At 57.8% G+C, this 16,591-nt stretch carries 17 protein-coding genes and 2 pseudogenes; 7 read left to right on the top strand and 12 right to left on the bottom strand.

Annotated features, from left to right (window positions below; all coding sequences use genetic code 11):
* Positions 1 to 541: 541 nt before the first annotated feature.
* Both J3R84_RS37240 and J3R84_RS37235 read left to right on the top strand, forming a co-directional pair.
* Positions 542 to 1,330, top strand: a complete 789-nt coding sequence (locus J3R84_RS37240) for a transporter (protein WP_373688539.1) — start codon at positions 542 to 544, stop codon at positions 1,328 to 1,330.
* Between the two features lie 106 nt (positions 1,331 to 1,436).
* Positions 1,437 to 1,919 (top strand): hypothetical protein, encoded by a 483-nt coding sequence (locus J3R84_RS37235; RefSeq protein ID WP_057213821.1) that lies wholly within the window; start codon positions 1,437 to 1,439, stop codon positions 1,917 to 1,919.
* Between the two features lie 494 nt (positions 1,920 to 2,413).
* Here J3R84_RS37235 and J3R84_RS37230 read toward each other — a convergent pair whose 3' ends face one another.
* Positions 2,414 to 2,860, bottom strand: a complete 447-nt coding sequence (locus J3R84_RS37230; RefSeq protein ID WP_057213819.1) for a DUF2721 domain-containing protein — start codon at positions 2,858 to 2,860, stop codon at positions 2,414 to 2,416.
* A gap of 484 nt (positions 2,861 to 3,344) precedes the next feature.
* Positions 3,345 to 4,004 carry a hypothetical protein gene (locus J3R84_RS37225; RefSeq protein WP_057213816.1) on the bottom strand — a complete coding sequence of 220 codons (660 nt, stop codon included), beginning with the start codon at positions 4,002 to 4,004 and terminating at the stop codon, positions 3,345 to 3,347.
* 739 nt (positions 4,005 to 4,743) lie between these two features.
* Between J3R84_RS37225 and repA the strand changes: the two genes are divergently transcribed.
* A complete protein-coding gene (gene repA / locus J3R84_RS37220) occupies positions 4,744 to 5,967 on the top strand; it encodes a plasmid partitioning protein RepA (protein WP_203528568.1) in 1,224 nt (407 codons plus the stop codon).
* A 52-nt stretch (positions 5,968 to 6,019) separates the two neighbouring features.
* On the top strand, positions 6,020 to 6,988 hold the full coding sequence (repB, locus tag J3R84_RS37215; RefSeq protein ID WP_057213810.1) for a plasmid partitioning protein RepB: 969 nt from the start codon (positions 6,020 to 6,022) through the stop codon (positions 6,986 to 6,988).
* A 589-nt stretch (positions 6,989 to 7,577) separates the two neighbouring features.
* On the opposite strand, the gene J3R84_RS37210 is transcribed toward repB, so the two are convergent.
* Positions 7,578 to 7,964, bottom strand: coding sequence for a type II toxin-antitoxin system VapC family toxin (locus J3R84_RS37210; RefSeq protein ID WP_203528566.1), 387 nt, complete (start codon positions 7,962 to 7,964; stop codon positions 7,578 to 7,580).
* Positions 7,964 to 8,218: a type II toxin-antitoxin system VapB family antitoxin gene (locus tag J3R84_RS37205; protein ID WP_203528564.1), complete on the bottom strand. Its 255-nt coding sequence runs from the start codon at positions 8,216 to 8,218 to the stop codon at positions 7,964 to 7,966. Before J3R84_RS37205 ends, J3R84_RS37210 begins: the two co-directional genes overlap by 1 nt.
* Before the next feature lie 111 nt (positions 8,219 to 8,329).
* Between J3R84_RS37205 and repC the strand changes: the two are divergent.
* Together repC and J3R84_RS37195 are read left to right on the top strand one after the other, a co-directional pair.
* Positions 8,330 to 8,512, top strand: a pseudogene (gene repC, locus J3R84_RS37200) (replication initiation protein RepC); the annotation flags it as partial.
* A gap of 100 nt (positions 8,513 to 8,612) precedes the next feature.
* Positions 8,613 to 8,819, top strand: a complete 207-nt coding sequence (locus tag J3R84_RS37195) for a cold-shock protein (RefSeq protein WP_203528562.1) — start codon at positions 8,613 to 8,615, stop codon at positions 8,817 to 8,819.
* Between the two features lie 107 nt (positions 8,820 to 8,926).
* Here J3R84_RS37195 and J3R84_RS37190 read toward each other — a convergent pair whose 3' ends face one another.
* The 3 genes from J3R84_RS37190 to J3R84_RS37180 are packed head-to-tail and all read right to left on the bottom strand — an operon-like array spanning position 8,927 to position 10,735.
* Positions 8,927 to 10,087, bottom strand: a complete 1,161-nt coding sequence (locus J3R84_RS37190; RefSeq protein WP_203528560.1) for a site-specific integrase — start codon at positions 10,085 to 10,087, stop codon at positions 8,927 to 8,929.
* Positions 10,077 to 10,496, bottom strand: coding sequence for a type II toxin-antitoxin system VapC family toxin (locus tag J3R84_RS37185; protein WP_057210669.1), 420 nt, complete (start codon positions 10,494 to 10,496; stop codon positions 10,077 to 10,079). Before J3R84_RS37185 ends, J3R84_RS37190 begins: the two co-directional genes overlap by 11 nt.
* Complete coding sequence (locus J3R84_RS37180; protein ID WP_057210673.1) at positions 10,493 to 10,735, bottom strand: type II toxin-antitoxin system Phd/YefM family antitoxin; 243 nt, start codon at positions 10,733 to 10,735, stop codon at positions 10,493 to 10,495. The genes J3R84_RS37185 and J3R84_RS37180 overlap by 4 nt, the downstream gene beginning before the upstream one ends.
* 662 nt (positions 10,736 to 11,397) lie before the next feature.
* On the opposite strand from J3R84_RS37180, the pseudogene J3R84_RS37175 reads away from it, so the two are divergent.
* Positions 11,398 to 11,904, top strand: a pseudogene (locus tag J3R84_RS37175) (helix-turn-helix domain-containing protein); the annotation flags it as partial.
* Positions 11,905 to 11,933: 29 nt separating this feature from the next.
* Here the strand turns inward: J3R84_RS37175 and J3R84_RS37170 are convergent.
* The 5 genes from J3R84_RS37170 to J3R84_RS37150 all read right to left on the bottom strand — a co-directional run bounded on the left by J3R84_RS37170 (position 11,934) and on the right by J3R84_RS37150 (position 16,573).
* A complete protein-coding gene (locus J3R84_RS37170; RefSeq protein ID WP_203528558.1) occupies positions 11,934 to 13,034 on the bottom strand; it encodes a hypothetical protein in 1,101 nt (366 codons plus the stop codon).
* 449 nt (positions 13,035 to 13,483) lie between these two features.
* A complete protein-coding gene (locus J3R84_RS37165; protein WP_203528556.1) occupies positions 13,484 to 14,536 on the bottom strand; it encodes a hypothetical protein in 1,053 nt (350 codons plus the stop codon).
* Positions 14,533 to 15,324 carry a hypothetical protein gene (locus J3R84_RS37160; protein WP_203528554.1) on the bottom strand — a complete coding sequence of 264 codons (792 nt, stop codon included), beginning with the start codon at positions 15,322 to 15,324 and terminating at the stop codon, positions 14,533 to 14,535. Before J3R84_RS37160 ends, J3R84_RS37165 begins: the two co-directional genes overlap by 4 nt.
* Positions 15,299 to 15,838, bottom strand: a complete 540-nt coding sequence (locus J3R84_RS37155; protein ID WP_203528552.1) for a hypothetical protein — start codon at positions 15,836 to 15,838, stop codon at positions 15,299 to 15,301. The genes J3R84_RS37160 and J3R84_RS37155 overlap by 26 nt, the downstream gene beginning before the upstream one ends.
* A 144-nt stretch (positions 15,839 to 15,982) precedes the next feature.
* Positions 15,983 to 16,573, bottom strand: a complete 591-nt coding sequence (locus J3R84_RS37150) for a poly-gamma-glutamate hydrolase family protein (protein ID WP_203528550.1) — start codon at positions 16,571 to 16,573, stop codon at positions 15,983 to 15,985.
* Positions 16,574 to 16,591: the final 18 nt, after the last annotated feature.

Genomic DNA, 16,591 nt, shown 5'->3' with positions numbered 1-16,591 from the left:
GGGCCTACCTCGTCGAATACGGCATCTGCAGCATTGCTGAAGCAGCACGGCAACATCGCCGTAGACTCTGGATCGTCTGCCCAGAACAGATTTCCGCGTTTAAAAAGGCCCCCATCCCCCTTTTCCGTTCTTCGAGCGCCCGCGGCGGAGGACCGCAACACTGGGCGATCGGCGGCGAGCGCGTCGGTCGCCTGCCTCACCTCGGATCGCGTCGTTCATCGGTCGCAGCCTCACGAACGCTATCGATGCCATGACCTGCCTTATAAAACTCCGACCGACGCAAGCCGCGGGCGAATTACGAGGTGCGGCTGCGACAGCAGGAATTTGCACCACCCGGTGCTTGTGGAATTGCCAGTATTTGCATTTGTGGAACGGTTGTCACCGCCCACCTTTTTTGCCGTGTGTGGTTGCCCTGCACTTGCGACGAAAACAAGACTCAATCATCGTCGGCTGCAGCATGCGATCTGGGGGGTTCCTGCATGGCTCCATCGGTTGTTTGAAACTACACGCAGGTAGGAGCATGACTGTGGCATCAGGTTCGCTGAAACTCTTGAGTTACGCCGTCCTTCTCACGTCCATCACCGCATCGGCGCATGCCCAGTCCAGCAGCGAGGAGCTAGCGAAGAAGCTCTCAAACCCAATTGCGTCGCTGATCAGCGTTCCATTCCAATTCAACTACGATCAGGGCTACGGACCGAACGACGGCGATCATACCGTGGTGAACATCCAGCCAGTAATTCCAATTTCGCTCAATGCAGACTGGAACCTGATTTCCCGTACGATCCTGCCTGTGACCTGGCAAGACGACATTGCCGGACCGTCGGGGAGCCAGTTCGGCCTCGGTGATACGCTGCAGAGCTTCTTCCTGTCGCCAGTCAAGCCAACCGATGGAATCATCTGGGGTGTTGGCCCGGTGTTTCTGATTCCCACAGCAACCGACGAGTTGCTTGGAAGCGGAAAGTGGGGCGCGGGGCCGACCGGAGTGGCTCTCAAGCAAGACGGGCCCTGGACTTTTGGGATATTGGCAAACCATGTTTGGTCGTTTGCCGGACAGAGCGACCGAACGGATGTCAGCTCGACCTTCCTGCAACCGTTCATCTCTTACACCACGCCGGAAGCCTGGACCTTCTCCTTGAACACGGAGAGTACCTATGACTGGGAAACCAATGACTGGTCGGTTCCAATTAACTTTCAGGTCTCCAAGGTGGTAAAGTTCGACGAACAGCCCGTGAGCTTTGGCGTGGGCGCGCGTTACTGGGCGGAATCACCGGAAAACGGGCCTGACGGCTGGGGAGTTCGTGCAATCGTTACGTTCTTGTTCCCAAAGTAGCAACTTTGCAACGCTCACTACTGTGCCGTCGAAACTCTGGCTTTTGGCGACACTTGAACCTCGCCCGCTCGCTAATTCGGATCGGGCGCCTTGCCCTTGGATAACCATGGACAAATTATCTGCTCCCAACCCAATTCTTGAAATAGCGCTTGGGACCGTCATGGTCATTTTGATCATGTTGGTACACGGCGTTGGCATTCGCACGATCAATCGGCGTTTCAGCAGGTCCTGGGTTCTCGTGAACAACACCACGCCGCATTGGCGTATCAATCTCTTGCTTGCGGTCGCGATCGGATCGCTGGCAATCCTTCATTTCGCTGAGACTCTCGTGTGGGCAGCGCCGATATCGATGATGGGGATAATCCCTTCAATGCGGGACAGCTACTACTTCGTCCTGGAGAGCTACACGACGCTTGGTGAAGGCACGGTAAAACTACCTGATAGTTGGCGTTTGATCGGGCCGATCATGGCGGTGTCGGGCTTGTTTACATTCGGATGGACGGGCAGCGTTCTGGTTAGCATCATGACCGAGTTCGGCAAGCTCGACAGAGGGCAGGCCAAGAAGGAATCGAAAGACTCCGAAGGATGAAATCGGCAAGGCTTGGGACGCACCAATATAGGTAAGATGACTTAGTTTTCGTTGGTCAGTTTTGACGGTGATTTCGGCGACATTTCGGACAACCTCGACGTCTCGCCGTCATGCGACGGCTGAGGCACGGTATGATCGCTAAAATATCGCCGGCGACGTGTTCTACATCGAACTGAGAGCTGATCCGCACACGCCCCGCTGCATCTTGGCCTACAGCGTCGGAGTGACGCACTTCTGGGGTTTCGCTCTGCTCGAAGATCAGGATGGCCGGCTTGATGAGTTCGGTGGCGTAAGAGTCCGGTCGATGTCGAGCGGGAGGACAGTGCCACGTGGGTGGACGCGGTGGGCGGCGGCCCCGACTTCGACGGGGATGGCGGCCCCGGACTCGGCTAAATTCAAACGACACTTTCTCGGCAGTGGCCGGATAAAGCGACGTGGGCGTCGACTACGCGGACGACATCAATCATCGGGGTGTCCACTTCTGAAGATTGACGTCAGCGCATTGGCGATTTCGGCGTATTGCCGTCGTCGTGCTCAAGCTGGGAGAGCCTGATGTCCTGCAGGAGGCGAAAGAGCGACGCCGCCAGAAAGCCGAGAGCCGCCATGAACAAAACGGCGGCTCCTGGTTCGTGGCGGTACCCAACAAAGGCGATGACGAATCCGAAGATCAGCAGAAACGTGACGCCGATTCCTGCCAACACGGCCAAGTGAAGCGCATTGTTGAGCACACGTTCTCGCCGCCGCAGTTCGGCCATTTCCTTCTTCAACCACGCTCGGGCATCGCTTTCGTCGAGCTCCCGAAGCGTTCTGATCCGCTCCGTTACGCCGGAAATCCGATTGGCCAGAATCGCCACCATCGCAGCGACCGCGTTGAGCATGAAAGCCGGCGCGACCGCATGACTAATCATGTTCGCAAGCTGGTTAGCGTCAACAGAGACCATGTTTCTCCCCCCGTCCTACCGGACCAATCCCAGATTGATAAATTGAACACGTGCACCGGACGAACAACGAATCGACCCGCCAAAATCGCTACTCAGTTCTGCCCCGTCTTAACCACGGCGTGGAACCCCGATGCATTTTGCTTGGATAAATCATTGGTTCAGCCCTAACACCGGCGGATATGTCCATGGCGAATTGTATCACGTTCAGTTCGGACCCTCGCAGGACTGGTCGGCCGGCGCCCGCTTCTATTTGGACTTGCCAGACGATCCCTTCCGCTGGAGGCGGGTTTCATGGGAGGACAGAAGGCGTGCTCATCGGACTTGACGCCTCGGCGGCTGATGGCTCGGGGCACAACATAACTGGCGTTGTGCTTCATACGCTCAGCTTCCAAGGTCGCCCGGCCCGTCATAACGCATGGCGCAACGTGGGCCGAGGGGCCCATCAGCTTGGAGCGGCCGTAAGCCCGCAATCGCGGTTAAGACACTACGGGATGACATTGACTGCACGTGCGGCCACGAGCACGAGTGTCAGAAGCGCGATGGCGCTTTCGAGCATCATCAGGAGCTTCGCGCGCGGCGTGAGCGGCAGCACGTCGGTAGGACTGAAAGCCGTAGCGGTATTAAACGCCAGAAAAAGATAGTCGACATAGAGCGGCCGCCAATTGGCTGATGCGAATTCGGGAGCCGATGACTGGGGAAAGAGCCAGTCAGGTCTCCTTGATATCCCACGCGCGATGCGAGAGGGACCACCAGAATCGACCTGCCAATAGAGAAGCGAGAACGCCAGAACGTTGGTGATCCAGATAGAAAACGATGAACTCAACAACGACACCGCTCGCGTCTCGGGCGGGTGTATCGTGATGATCCCTATCATATCGCCAAGTTCCGCCGCCGTATTGGCAGCGTAGAGACTGGAAAGGAGCATGATCGCAACGTGCTCGATCCGCAGCCAGACAGCCTTCTCGGTCGACACCGTCACCATGATCATTGGAGCAATAGTTGCTAACAGGACCCCGTATGACACCCATCGAGGCAGCGCGGAGACGTGATGCGGTAGAACCTCCAAAAAAGCGAAGACCGCAATGATTGCCAGAACCGGGGGCCAGCGGCGTTCGTCACGACCTTGTTGGATGACATTGCTCATCGCGTGGTCCCGATTGAGAACTTGAAGTTGCCAACGCCTTCCTGCTGCACCTGCCACAGGTGTATCTCATGTTACGCTATTCGCCTGTGATGCCCTACCTCATCGCCTGGCCCTGTCGGGTGTCCGTTCAATCCGATCGCCCTTCGTGTCGCTGAGGCGATCAATGAAGTTGCCAGCTACAGATCGCCCTTGAGGTTGCCGCTCATGAGTCTGCCCCCTTTTTGAACCGGACAAGGTCCGTTTGCTCAAGGCCCGCCACGCAGACATCAACAAGCGCTCACTCCCGTTTCATCTCGCCCCGCGGGCGATCTCCACACGCAATTGGTGGCATTTTCGTATTGCCAACGCGCCAGTCAATTGCCCTTAAGGGATCCTTTCCGTCCGCTTCGAAAAGGATCATTATCTCGTGCCTCTCTCGGAGCTGGGCCAAATTCTTCCATTACCTTTCTAAAGCCGCCGCTCGCGCTACCCACATCATGCCGCATGAACTGAGGTGCGCGACGGCGGAAGCAAGTCTTCAGACCGAGTCCGATGGGCGCGGGGCTCAGAGGACCGCCATTATCTGAACATCGACCGGCCTGGGCTCGGCGATGGCACACCGCTGGCTCGCTCCCAAGCCTCAGAAACAACCTTAACCTTTTGTTAATCCTAAATTCCTTGCCAGCAGGGCGATTTCACCCATAATAACGCTTAGGCAGTCCTTCCGGCTGAAAAACCGTTATTCGAGAGCTCCCATGCAATGAACGCTAATTCACCTCCCGCAGCCCGTGCTCAGCCAACGCAGTTCGAGGACCTCATCCTGGAGCAGGGCGATCTGATCTCGAAGAAGCTCCATCTCCTCAGCATGCAGCAGTTTCCCCCGAACGCCAAAAAGCTGCTGCGTCAGTTTTCGCTGAATGAAGTCGCACGGTTTCTGGGCGTGTCGCAGAGCACCCTGAAGAAGCTGCACCTTGAAGGTAAGGGTCCCCTCCCCCAGACATCGACGTCGGGAAGGCGTTCCTACAGCGCCGAACAGATGGTGGAGTTGCGCAGATATCTCGACCAGCATGGTCGCTCGGAAGCGCGCCATTACATGCCGAAACGCCGAGCCGGTGAAAAACTTCAGATCATCGCGGTCGTCAACTTCAAGGGCGGTTCGGGCAAAACGACGACCGCTGCCCATTTGGCTCAGTACCTGGCTCTGACCGGACACCGGGTACTGGCAGTCGACCTGGACCCGCAGGCCTCCTTGTCGTCGCTTCACGGTTTCCAGCCGGAACTCGACCAGACACCATCGCTTTACGACGCGATCCGTTACGATGAAGAGCGCCGGCCGATTTCTGAGGTGATCTTACCGACGAATTTCCCCGGTCTTGATATCATCCCTGCGAACCTCGAACTGCAGGAGTTCGAGTATGATACGCCGCTTGCGATGTCTAACAGAAGCTCGAACGAGGGTAAGACCTTCTTCACGCGTATCTCGCGCGCGTTGGCCGAAGTGGATGACCGATACGACGTCGTGGTGATCGACTGCCCTCCCCAGCTGGGTTATCTCACCATCACGGCATTGACTGCAGCCACGAGCGTCTTGATTACGATTCATCCTCAGATGCTCGATGTGATGTCTATGGGACAATTTCTCTTGATGCTCGGCGGCATCTTGAAGCCGATCCGCGATGCGGGCGCGGAGGTCAATCTGGAATGGTATCGTTATCTGATCACCAGGTACGAGCCGACCGACGGACCGCAAGGACAGATGGTTGGCTTCATGCAGACGCTGTTTCACCAGTTCGTCCTGAAGAACCAGATGCTGAAATCAACGGCGGTGTCGGATGCCGGCATCACCAAGCAGACACTTTATGAAGTCGACAAGAGCCAGATGACCCGCTCAACCTATGAGCGCGCCATGGATGCCTTGAATGCTGTCAATTCGGAAATCGCTGACCTGGTCCACGCCTCCTGGGGACGTAAGGTCGCCGGCTGACGATCGACTATGGGATGACCGCTCATGCGGTACAGACAAACGGAGTAACGAGATGGCGAGAAAGAACTTACTGGCAGGTCTGGTTGACGGGGCCGATACTCCGCAGACAGACATCGCGCCTGCCTATCCAATGCGGGGTGCATCGAAGAGCATGGTTCGTTCGCTTGATGAACTTTCCAGGCAGGCCGACAAGTTCCTTGAAGGCGAAACGATTGTTGAACTCGACCCGGATTCGATCGACGGATCCTTCGTGGTCGACCGCCTTGAGGATGACCGAGAGGAATTCGAAGCTCTCAAGCACGCGATTGCCGAACGAGGCCAGGATACGCCGATCCTTGTGCGCCCTCACCCGTCGGCGCCTGGTCGCTATCAGGTGGTGTTCGGACATCGCCGTGTCCGGGCCGCCCGCGAACTCGGCGCCAAGGTCAAGGCCGTTGTTCGAGCGCTGGATGATCGCACGCATGTCATTGCGCAGGGGCAGGAGAATTCCGCGCGCGCCAATCTCTCCTTCATCGAGCGGGCGAGCTTTGCCCATCGGCTGGAGGCGCTTGGGCATGATCGCTCGGTAATCTCTTCATCCCTTACCGCCGACAAGACGGCGATCTCGAAGATGATGACCGTGACCGAACGGATTTCGCCGGAGGTCATCAGGAGCATTGGCCCTGCCCCGTCGACCGGACGCGATCGTTGGCTTGAGCTCTCGCTGCTCGCTGGAAAGGCGGACAACGCGGGACAGATCGGCGAAGTTCTGGCACAGCCCTCGTTTGGCTCGCTCACCAGCGACGAGCGTTTCAATGCGCTCTTCAACGCGCTTGCGACCTCGAGGAAGCCTGTCAGGAAGGCGGTGCTCCAGGTCAAGGATCACTGGCAAGCCGAAGATAAGGCTGTGCAAGCTCAGTACTCGAACTCCGGAAAGGCATTCGCGCTTTCGATGAAATCGAAGAATGCCGGGCGGTTTGGCAAATACCTCGCAGACAATCTGGATCGGCTTTACGCCGAGTTCCTGTCCGCGAAGGATTGAATGGGAGCCCCAACGGGCTTTCGTTTCGATCACTTTCTTTGCTGGGAGGCTTGGACAGATTGACCGTTTGCAAAAGGGATCCTGAAGGCCGGGTGAGTCTTAAAGTTTGTCTGCCAGCAAGCAGAAAATTGGTGTGCAAACCCAATGGTGTATTCGGAGATTTGGTCAGCATGAAAGCCTGGACCGAAAAACGCTCGCGAGTGGGCCCGTAAGGCAAGAAGTTGTCGGCCGGCAATTTCGGGACAATCCGATGAAGAATCAATGAATTAACGCCGTGCGGACTACACCAGGCCGGCGGTAGCGTCTGCGGCCCGGACGCAAACGCGCTCAGCAGCACCGCCTGAATCGCGCAGATCGATCAGGCAGACTCGCTTTTGAGCGATGTTGCGTCTATTGAGACAGGCGGTTGTTGGAGGTAGCACCGCGGGCAGGGCTTTGGCGAACGGGGCATTTGATGCCGATTTCGGATCCATCTTTCGCAAGACCTGATGAACAGTCGGTCCCTACCGTTATCGCGCGCGAGTTTCCATCGCGCGACATTCGCCTATCATTCGATACGGCAAGTGCAGCCTGCGCCGGTCATTGATTGTCAGGCTGCTTCTATGTCTGTGCGCGAGAAATCGTCGCCATTGAAGAGCAATGGCTCGTTGCGCGACTTGGCCAGCGCATAGGAAAAACAGTCCCCAAAATTCAGGCTCGCCGGGTGCCGGCCCTTGCCAAAGTTGCGCCAGGCACGTCTTGCAATAGCAATCTGTTCCGCGTCGACAGCGACGACTTCGACACCCGCTTTGTAGAGCCATAGATCGAGCTCGGCAGCGCCCGCCTCGCCGAGGCGAGCCTCGATCACGATGGACAGTTCAAGAATTGTCGCAGCTGAAATGAAACGCCGCGGAGCGTCGACTACTTTTTGCTCGTAGGTTTCTGCGTCCGGTTCGTTGAACGCGATCGCAACAATTGCTGATGTGTCGATGACCATCAGTTGGGAAGGCCGTTTTCGTCATACCCCAAAATCTCACCGGCAGAGCGCTTATCCAGCACCGGGAGCTTCGCCCAGCGTTTACGGCTCGCCGCCAGTTCCTCGAGAAGCACTTCGCGATTTCCGGCATTTGCGAGGCGCCGCAGCCGCTCTTCCAGGGCGCGGCGCGTGGCCATGGTGATAGTTTCTCCGGTCTTCTCGGCCAGGGCCTTGGCAAGCCGTTCGGTCTCCAGATCTTTAATACTGAGCGCCATCGAAGGTTCCTAGGTTCCTGATTTTCTGTATTCTACCTGACCGCAGTGTTGATGCAAGAGAAGTATCCGGGCTGATGGATTGCGAAGAAACCGCTGAAGTCGCGCTCTCAGAAGATCGCGATGTATGGGCCGGACGGCGCGATTTCGAGTTGGCGCGAACTGATGACGGCCGCGATGGTCGTCCGATCAATGCTCGGTGTCAGTCCGAGCGCCAACCGACGCCATGGCCCCGGAAAATGCGGCCGCGACGATGGCCTGCATTCTTGAGAGGGCGGGCATATCAATTCTGCCGGCGCATGACTTTCCGTTGACGCCGGAACCGTCTACTAATGTGAGCGCACCAGTGTCCTTCGAGCCAATCAGTCCGACAGGACAATGATCAAAGGAGGATACTTTGGCAACCGGTACGGTAAAATGGTTCAACACAACAAAAGGCTTCGGTTTCATCCAGCCGGATGACGGAACTGCCGATGTGTTCGTCCACATTTCCGCGGTGGAGCGAGCTGGTCTACGCGGACTCAACGACGGCCAGAAGATTACCTATGAGCTGGTGAAAGACCATAAGTCCGGCAAGATATCGGCCGACAACTTCCAGACCTGAGCCCATTGCGATTCTGCAGCTTACTGCAGTCAGTGTTTGTTCTGCTCCAGCGGTGCCTCTGGCCGGACGTCCAGGACCACACGCCTCCGCCGGCATGACCAGCGCTTTCAGGTGATCAGCCGGGCGGCGCGCCCCTGTTTGCGTTCCACGTCATTGTAATAGCGAGCGGCCTGCGTGACGGATTTGTGCAGCGACTGCTGCATGGCTTCAGGGAGCGGGATGCCCCGATTGGCAGCCTCGGTCAGATAGCCTGACCGCAACCCATGCGCGGAAAATAGCGTCGGGTCGAGCCCGGCATGTTTGCAGCGGCCCTTCAGGATCAGGTTGACCGACTGCGGCGTCAGCGCCCGCTGGTCGATATTCCCCCATTGGTCAATGCGTCGGAACACCGGCCCCTCTTCGATATTGGCTTCCCCCAGCCAACGTTTCAGCGCAACCACTGGCCGGCCGATCAGCAGCACATGTTCGTCGCCATCACTCGTCGTCGTCTTCGTGCGGCCGAGCCGGATCGACAGGCAGGAGAGGGGAGGGGATTTCTCGTCGTTTGGATCTGTGCGAACCGGGTCCTCATCGTTGAGATCCTCAACGCGCATCGCTGCCACTTCTGATCGGCGGCGTCCGCCGGAGGCAAACGCCGCCAAAAGCAGTGCACAATCGCGTAAATCGACCAGGCGCTCGCCAGCGCACGCGAGCAGAAGCTTCGCCAGGATATCGCCTGTGACAGCCTTTTTGCTCTTGCGTTGCCGCGGCCGTGCACTGGCGCGAACGGCTAGCCGCAGGGCGGATTTCAGCGAAGGGCGGTCAAAGGAACCGATGAGGCCGCGCCAACGGGTGAGGATCGACCAGCTTGTTAGCCGGCGTCGAACGGTTTGCGGGGCGTGTGGCCCGTCGGCGCGCAAGAGGCGTTGAGAACGCAAGCCGCTTTCCACCTCTGCCGGCATGCCATGGCCTGGATCCTCGGCCCGCTTAGCCGGGTCCCAGAGGTGATGGGCGACGAATTTGAGAAGCAGACTCTCCGGCGCCGGCCAGGGGAGGGGAGTGCCAGTGGCGAGCTGGCACCAGGCCTCGAGATAGCCGAGGTCAGAAGCAAGCGCCCTCAGGGTATTGTTGCCCATGCCTTCGCTGGCGAGGTGTTTTAGCGTCGCAACATCGTTGTCGGTCAGAAGTGCAGCAAGCTGGTCGCGGCGGTCGAAGGGCAGGATGGCGTCCAGGGCGTCGAGTTGCTCGGCTCGAGCCAGAGCACTTGATTGGATCCCGTCAGTGCTCATTGCCGAACGGTCCCAGGACCGGCACTTTCTCTGCCCGCGCTGCAGCCGCCAGCTTTCGATCGAGGGTCGCCAACGGAAGGGACCGGGCGATCGCGAGCTCGAGATAGGCAGCATCATACGCACTGAGCCCTTGCGCCGTCGCAAGCTCGATCACCGATCCGTCCTGGCCGGCGCCGGCGTCCTCAAGTGGGAGGCGCCGCAATCTGGTCATCGCCGTCAATGCCTGACCCGCCGCAATGCGCTGGCGCCTTTCGGCGGTTACAAGGATGCTCCTGGCTTCGTGCCAGAAGAGACCTGGGACCGGACACTGGCCGGATATGCTGGCGATCAGTTCTTCAGCGATTTCGCTGTGCTCTTCCGGAAGCAGCCAGGCGGCTGCGGTTGAGGCATCGAGAACGAAGACGCTCAAAATCGCTGTCCTTCGCGCTTCCAGTCAAGGATCTCATCGTTGGTAACGGGTTTGGCACGCAAGCGAGCCGCCCGGACTTCTGCCATCAGGAAGCCGAGCTCATTGTCCTTGTGGATCCGGCTAAGCTTGGCGACCGGATCGTTGCCGCGGGAAATGATGACCTCTTCACCGGCTTCGACGCGCGCCAGGAGTTCGGAGAGATGCGCCTTGGCCTCGGCGACTTTGACGGTGACGCTCATGGAAACTCCGCTGAACAATGGCTCTCGTCGCGCAGATTTCGGACGAGCGCAAATTTGACGTTCTGAGCTAAAAATAGAGCGCACGTACGTGTTGGTCAACTGGTGGACCATCTCACTATCGATACTTGATACCTATCGATAGTGAACGGGTGCGAAAAGCCGCGTCTGGATGACGGAAAAATGAAGCCAATTGACTTCCGTTTGTGAAATTTGAGACGTTAATTCATATGGTTAATGATCATTTAAATAATCAATTGCCGCGTCACCGGGGCAGATTGTCTGGCGGTTGTGGCTCTTACTTCCTGACTTCAATTGAAGTCGCTTAGCGAAAAATACGACGTGAAACTTTGACCGAACGGCTTCAGGCCAAGCCGGGGGAGGGCGCTTTCAAAGCCCGGGCGCTTTGGGGAAATTGCGCCGGAAGCTGCGGCCGACGCTGTGGTTCGGGCTGCGCTGGCACGCCCGAGCTCCAGAACGAACGCTTATCGACAATCGCTGCTCGCAAGTGCCGAAGTTGCTGTTGATGTTCGATCTTGCAATGGCCTTGCAAAAAGGGACGCGCTGAAATCGTTAGCGGAAAATCGGACGGTGTTGAGCGCCTAAACTCAACGGACATATAACAATTTTCGGTTTGAAACGGTAAAGTCAAACCCACACCGGCATCGCGTTTCCCTGTTGGCGAAGGGTGGATTGAACGATCCCATTTTGCCGATGCCTGCGCCTCGCTGTGGATCGACGGCGAGCTCGTCCCCCCCTGCACGACGCCGGCCACGACATCCGCACCCCAACCCACGAACTGACCATTGCCCGCGACGTGCTGCGGAGCCGTCGGCGCCTTGCATCCCAGCCGCCCGGCTGGGCGCTCAGCCCCGACGGTCTCCGGCAGGCGGGACCGGCGGCATCCCTTCGTCCAGATCGCCGCCGTCGAGCTTGGGCTGAAGGAAACGACCGGCTGGCGCTGGCGCGCCAGATGATAGAGCGAAGGCTCACCGGCCGGCGGGCGTCGTCAAAGCTGCCGGAACTGATTGAGCTGGTCATGGCCAGGGTTTCGGCCGGCATGGTCGTGAAGACGCTCGAGGTCACGCCGCAGGCGGCGCCTGATCGTCGGCGACCTCGGTCTTCGCGAGATGACGGGGAGGGGGAGGTTTTTGGGCGTGGGGATTATTTGAAGGCGCCACACCTTGCGACGCTGAACCCACTAGCTTGTCGATTCGCCTCCAAATAGCGCCTGTCCCTGGCGAAAGTTCATCACGATCTCGACGCAGAGCAACACAGCGATCTGCATAAAAATACGCACGCACCGATCAAGATAGGTCACATAGGTCATGGACTGTTCTTCCCCGGTGCCCCCCTTACCCGCACGGTATAGAATGCTGTGACGATCCTCGGAAAGCTTGATCCCTCGATGGTGTGAAGCATTTCTGATCTGGTTGTCGATTTCGACGCAGAGTTCCGTGAAGGCCGCGTTGCCGGCGAAGGGATTGAACTTGCTCGCGTTGTCGAGTTCCCGATATTTCTTCAAGGTCAGCCGTTCTCCCTGGTCGTATTCGCGCCCGGCGTCCAGGTTGTTGAGCATCGTGAAAAGCTCCACCAGACCGGCGAAAGTCTCAAAGGCATCTCCATAGAAGGTCTTCACATTCTCGAAATTCGTCGAGCCGGCTGTTGCATCTTCTGGCGGTGCGGCACCCAGTCGGACGCGATACAGCACCTGAGAAAATTCAGAATAGTTCCGGAAGAAGTCGGTCAGGATCGCGAAATATGCGTCTCGTCTGGCGGTTCTAAGATCGGCAAGATAGTGCTTCATCAAGTCGTCCGCGTCCTTCGCTTCAACGATGCGTTCGACCTCCTTGCTGATTTTTTCAAAGAGCTTGGCATCGTCCGGGCCGACGAGCCTCCGTAGAAACCGAATGAACCAATCGTCTAGACTGTCGAGCCTCTCGACTCCGTAAAATAGCTCACCACTCTTGTCGATTTCGCGCCTTGAAAGCTTCGACTTGCCCCGTATTTCAAGTCCGATCGCTTTTCTCAGATGCGTCCACTCTGTCGGAAACGTCGGTCCTTGTTCGCGGGAGGCGCGCGCCATCTGATCGAGCGTTATACCGCGTGCTTCCATCGCCTTGACCATCGTCCTCATTTGCTCAAGTCGGGGAAACGAAAGCGGCGAATTTGCCTGATCTTTTGGAATTACAAAGTTGGGGTCCAGATTGACAGTAAGGGCCCCGGCTTCTTCATCGCAAAATTCAGCGTTTTCGGAACACGAAAAAGCCCCTTCGCCGCTTCCGGTGCCAAGGGTAAGCACGACCTCAAGTTCCTCTCCGCAGTTCCTACACGCGAAATGATGCGGCTGTCGCTTTGCATCGCCAATTGCTATGCGCAGCGCGTGAACCTGATCGCATGTCAGGCATCGGAGATATTTTCGGATGATCACAGCTATTTTCTCACTTGCGCGCGGAGAGCCCAGATGTCGTGGGTTGTGTCATAACGGTAGCTGCGACCGATGCAACCCAAAGTACATCTTTGCGCACGTGTAATTCACCTTTTTAATCCGTGGCATTTAGCGGCTTGCTAACAGCATGCCGGAAAAATGGTCGAATGGCGCAGACTAGTGGTCATTGCGGAACACCCAGTTTTCTGTTCCGCCTACGACGAGACTAACAAATCGGTACAGGATGAGCGATTGGCTCAAATTGGGAGAGCTGAGGCGCCGCTTCCGGCTGTTCGACAATCGCGTTTAGAGACTGGGGACGGTTAGGGCCCGTGCGAAGGTTGAATAACGCCGAGAAACAGCGGCAACTTGCTGTTCTTGAAATCCCAGTTCGCAAGCGGGGCAAACCAGTCCGGCGCCGGTTCCCCATCGAGCTGGATGACCTGGTCGCCGTCGATCGTCTGTTCGGCATAAAAGCTGCTGAAAATCCGGCTAGCGAAGCCGATCCCTTCCCAGCCTTGATGCGTCGGCTCGACCGGGTTTGCAACGAATTCGACGCCAACGATCTTGTCACCTTCCGTTAGCGCAATAGGTTCCTCCACTTTCCATTCTCCATGAAACAGGAAGACTTGGGCGAGCTTGCGATCCTTCGGATCAGTCAGCTCGACGTCGCGGCTGTAGATCCTTGCCGATGCGATCATGAAGTTAGGAAGGCCCTCGTCGCTGACGGACCGCGGTACGTCCGTCGCTGCGCTGAGCACGAGGCGTAATGGCGGCTTGGTCATGATTAGCTTTTCGCCGAGCCGCTCGAATTCGCTGGCGAGCATCGCCTCCTGCATAGAGACGCGCAGCCCTCCGCTGCGGGTCCGAAAGCGCTCCGGCGAGATCACCGACCAGAACCTCCACGCCGACCAGTAGATCGCGAGCTTTAAAGGCGTTCCAACGGCATCTGCATAGGCCTGCACCGACTCGAGGTACTTCCGCGACATCCGCAACTCCTGCCTGGAGGGGTCCGTCCTGCGTACGTTCTTGACCTCCACAAGCCATTGCCCGCCGTCATCCAGGACGATGCGGAAGTCCGGCGCGCGCAAGGTCTCAGCGGCGTGGACGCGACCGACGTCCTCGGTCTTCAAAAGCTTGAAGTGCCCGAGGCTCAGTACCGTCGCTTCGAATAGACGTTCGACCCTAGACCCGTGGATCAGTGCCGGATCGGCCAGCGCTTCCCGCAAACGCGGTGCGGCGGCTGCCATGAAGCTATCGACCAGCGTGGGATCGTTGAGCGCAATGCCGTTCTTGCGTGCAAAGACCGCCACCGACGCGAGTAAGTCGAAGGCCTTCTGCCTCTTAGGCGAATCCGGTTGCTCCTCTTCGCTCAAGGTCTACCTCTGGCAAACGGATCGACGTCGGGCGGGTTCATGTAGGCCCGGAAGCCCGCGAGTGCGTCGTCGCTCGGAATCTCGGCTTCAGGGATGAACCTGATCGTCTCGGCGATATCGCGGCGCGTGATGGTGTCGATGATCGTGCCGCCGTTGCTCATCTCGTATTCCATCGAGCCGCAGTAGCGGTTCTGCCGCGCCAGTCCGGGAGCGAAGGCGATCGGCGGCTTCTTGCTGCCCTTTTTGCTCACCTCATGCTTGGCGAGCGCTACCCTGATGAATTCCAGCATGGTGAAGCCCATTTCCGTGCGCCGCAGGTCGGTGCGCATCTGTGCGACCAGCTCCGGACGTTGTTGTGCGGTGCGCAGTTGCTCGGCCCTGAGTTCACGGTCATAATGCTGGTAGCCGAGATCACGCTCGAGATGAGCTGCCTTAAGATCCAGCCCGCCGCTATCAGCAAGCTTGATCACCTCTTCACAGCGCTGACGCCAGGTCCGTTGGAGCTCATAGGCCGCATAAATCCACATATGCGACAGCGCCCCCAACAAGGCCATGCTGTCGCGAGGCGGATCGTCATCGGCCCGATTGCGCATGACTTCGTCTTCCAGCGCGTTCAAAAGATTGTCGACCATCCCGAGCTGGTGGGCTTGCATCACCAGGAAGGTATTCTCAGAAAACCCGGCAAGGGTCATCAGCGCGTCGACAAGTTCGCCCGGGCCGATTTCGGCGACCGGGCGATAGCGCGGCCGATCATTATATTCTTCATGCATGTAGTCGTCGTCGCCCAATGGTTCGTCTCCGCTCAATCAACTTGACCAGTACGGTGGATCCGTTACTGCCCATAGGTAAAGGGTCCGCCCGGCCCCAGAACCTCGTCGTCGCCCGGATATACCGGACGAGATCATTCTTTCTGATCCTGAGTGTCTCGCTCGGGCGCGGAGGCCCCGGTAGAAGGTCACGATATTCTGCGATCGTGTGGTCCCAGAGTGCGGGCGCCATGGTACGAAGGCGCTCGCATGACGGTCCCTCGCCATGACGCACGACCTTGGCCACCATGAACATTTCGTCGAGCTCGGCGCCAAGATCGTCAGGCGCCAAGTTGACGCCCGCGTGCTGGGCGCAGGCCTGCAGATGCTCTTGGAAGCCGCGCAACTTCGCCAAATCCTTCCTCCCCGTCGACGTTGCCCAAATACTGAGCTGCCGTTCGAAGATGGCGGCCAACGTTAGCACAAAGGACTTGGCTGCCTCGTTTGCTGTGTAATTGTTGACCTGGGCGGCAGCGCGATCCAGAAACTCATTCATCGACCCGGCGTCGTCTTCTTCGAGGAGGGATGGGGCACCAGTGCGTCCATCGTTGGTAGGATGACGCGCACAAATAGCCGTTCGAGGTTTGCTTGAAAAATGCGAGGTAGGTGGTCAACGACAAGGGTCACAGATCACGCGCCTTCATTGGCTCAGTCCTTCGTTGATCGCATCGACAAAGTCCTTGAGCGAGGGCGCCTTTAACTGGCCCTTTTTATCAGTCAGCCGAACGCGAAGGGCCTGGGTAATTTCGAATTGCACACCCATTCCTAGTTTTCCGCGGTTAAAGATGTTTGATCGATCGATCCCTTGCAATGAAGGGTTTTTGTGAGTCCCAACCGAGAAGCCTCGGTTTGAAAGCGCTTTTGCGATGCTTGCAGCCAGTTTGCTGTGCCTTCCCCCGAGATAGATCACCTCGCCATCTCCTTCGCAACCATGCATTGCTAGGGCAACATCACTGCTTTCGACGACCGCTATCGCCTGCGGCTGATTGAAGTTCGCAGATGTCACATGGAGGTCGCGATTGGCCTTCGGTTTTCGGCCCTCAAACAGGTAGTAGCTGAGACGATTGCCAGCAACTGCTCGGGCCAAATCAGACGTTCCCAGCTCAATCTTTCCACCATGGGGAGCAAGCACGCAGATACTGGAATTCCGTTTTTCTGCCTCGATACGGAAAGCACTTGCATCTTCAGACGCGGCCAGTTCGTCAAAACTCTTGTAGCGATCCGAATTCATCTATTCTCCCTTCATGCG

It is taken from the genome of Ensifer canadensis (assembly GCF_017488845.2).
GTDB lineage: Bacteria > Pseudomonadota > Alphaproteobacteria > Rhizobiales > Rhizobiaceae > Ensifer > Ensifer canadensis.
This window is presented reverse-complemented; position numbering and strand designations above follow the sequence as displayed.

What these genes read in the sequence shown, in the direction of transcription:
- J3R84_RS37235 (WP_057213821.1), top strand. Translation starts at nt 1,437, where the DNA reads ATGGACAAATTATCTGCTCCCAACCCAATTCTTGAAATAGCGCTTGGG.
- J3R84_RS37230 (WP_057213819.1), bottom strand. Translation starts at nt 2,860, where the DNA reads ATGGTCTCTGTTGACGCTAACCAGCTTGCGAACATGATTAGTCATGCG.
- J3R84_RS37225 (WP_057213816.1), bottom strand. Translation starts at nt 4,004, where the DNA reads ATGAGCAATGTCATCCAACAAGGTCGTGACGAACGCCGCTGGCCCCCG.
- repA (WP_203528568.1), top strand. Translation starts at nt 4,744, where the DNA reads ATGAACGCTAATTCACCTCCCGCAGCCCGTGCTCAGCCAACGCAGTTC.
- repB (WP_057213810.1), top strand. Translation starts at nt 6,020, where the DNA reads ATGGCGAGAAAGAACTTACTGGCAGGTCTGGTTGACGGGGCCGATACT.
- J3R84_RS37210 (WP_203528566.1), bottom strand. Translation starts at nt 7,964, where the DNA reads ATGGTCATCGACACATCAGCAATTGTTGCGATCGCGTTCAACGAACCG.
- J3R84_RS37205 (WP_203528564.1), bottom strand. Translation starts at nt 8,218, where the DNA reads ATGGCGCTCAGTATTAAAGATCTGGAGACCGAACGGCTTGCCAAGGCC.
- J3R84_RS37190 (WP_203528560.1), bottom strand. Translation starts at nt 10,087, where the DNA reads ATGAGCACTGACGGGATCCAATCAAGTGCTCTGGCTCGAGCCGAGCAA.
- J3R84_RS37180 (WP_057210673.1), bottom strand. Translation starts at nt 10,735, where the DNA reads ATGAGCGTCACCGTCAAAGTCGCCGAGGCCAAGGCGCATCTCTCCGAA.
- J3R84_RS37155 (WP_203528552.1), bottom strand. Translation starts at nt 15,838, where the DNA reads ATGAATGAGTTTCTGGATCGCGCTGCCGCCCAGGTCAACAATTACACA.
- J3R84_RS37150 (WP_203528550.1), bottom strand. Translation starts at nt 16,573, where the DNA reads ATGAATTCGGATCGCTACAAGAGTTTTGACGAACTGGCCGCGTCTGAA.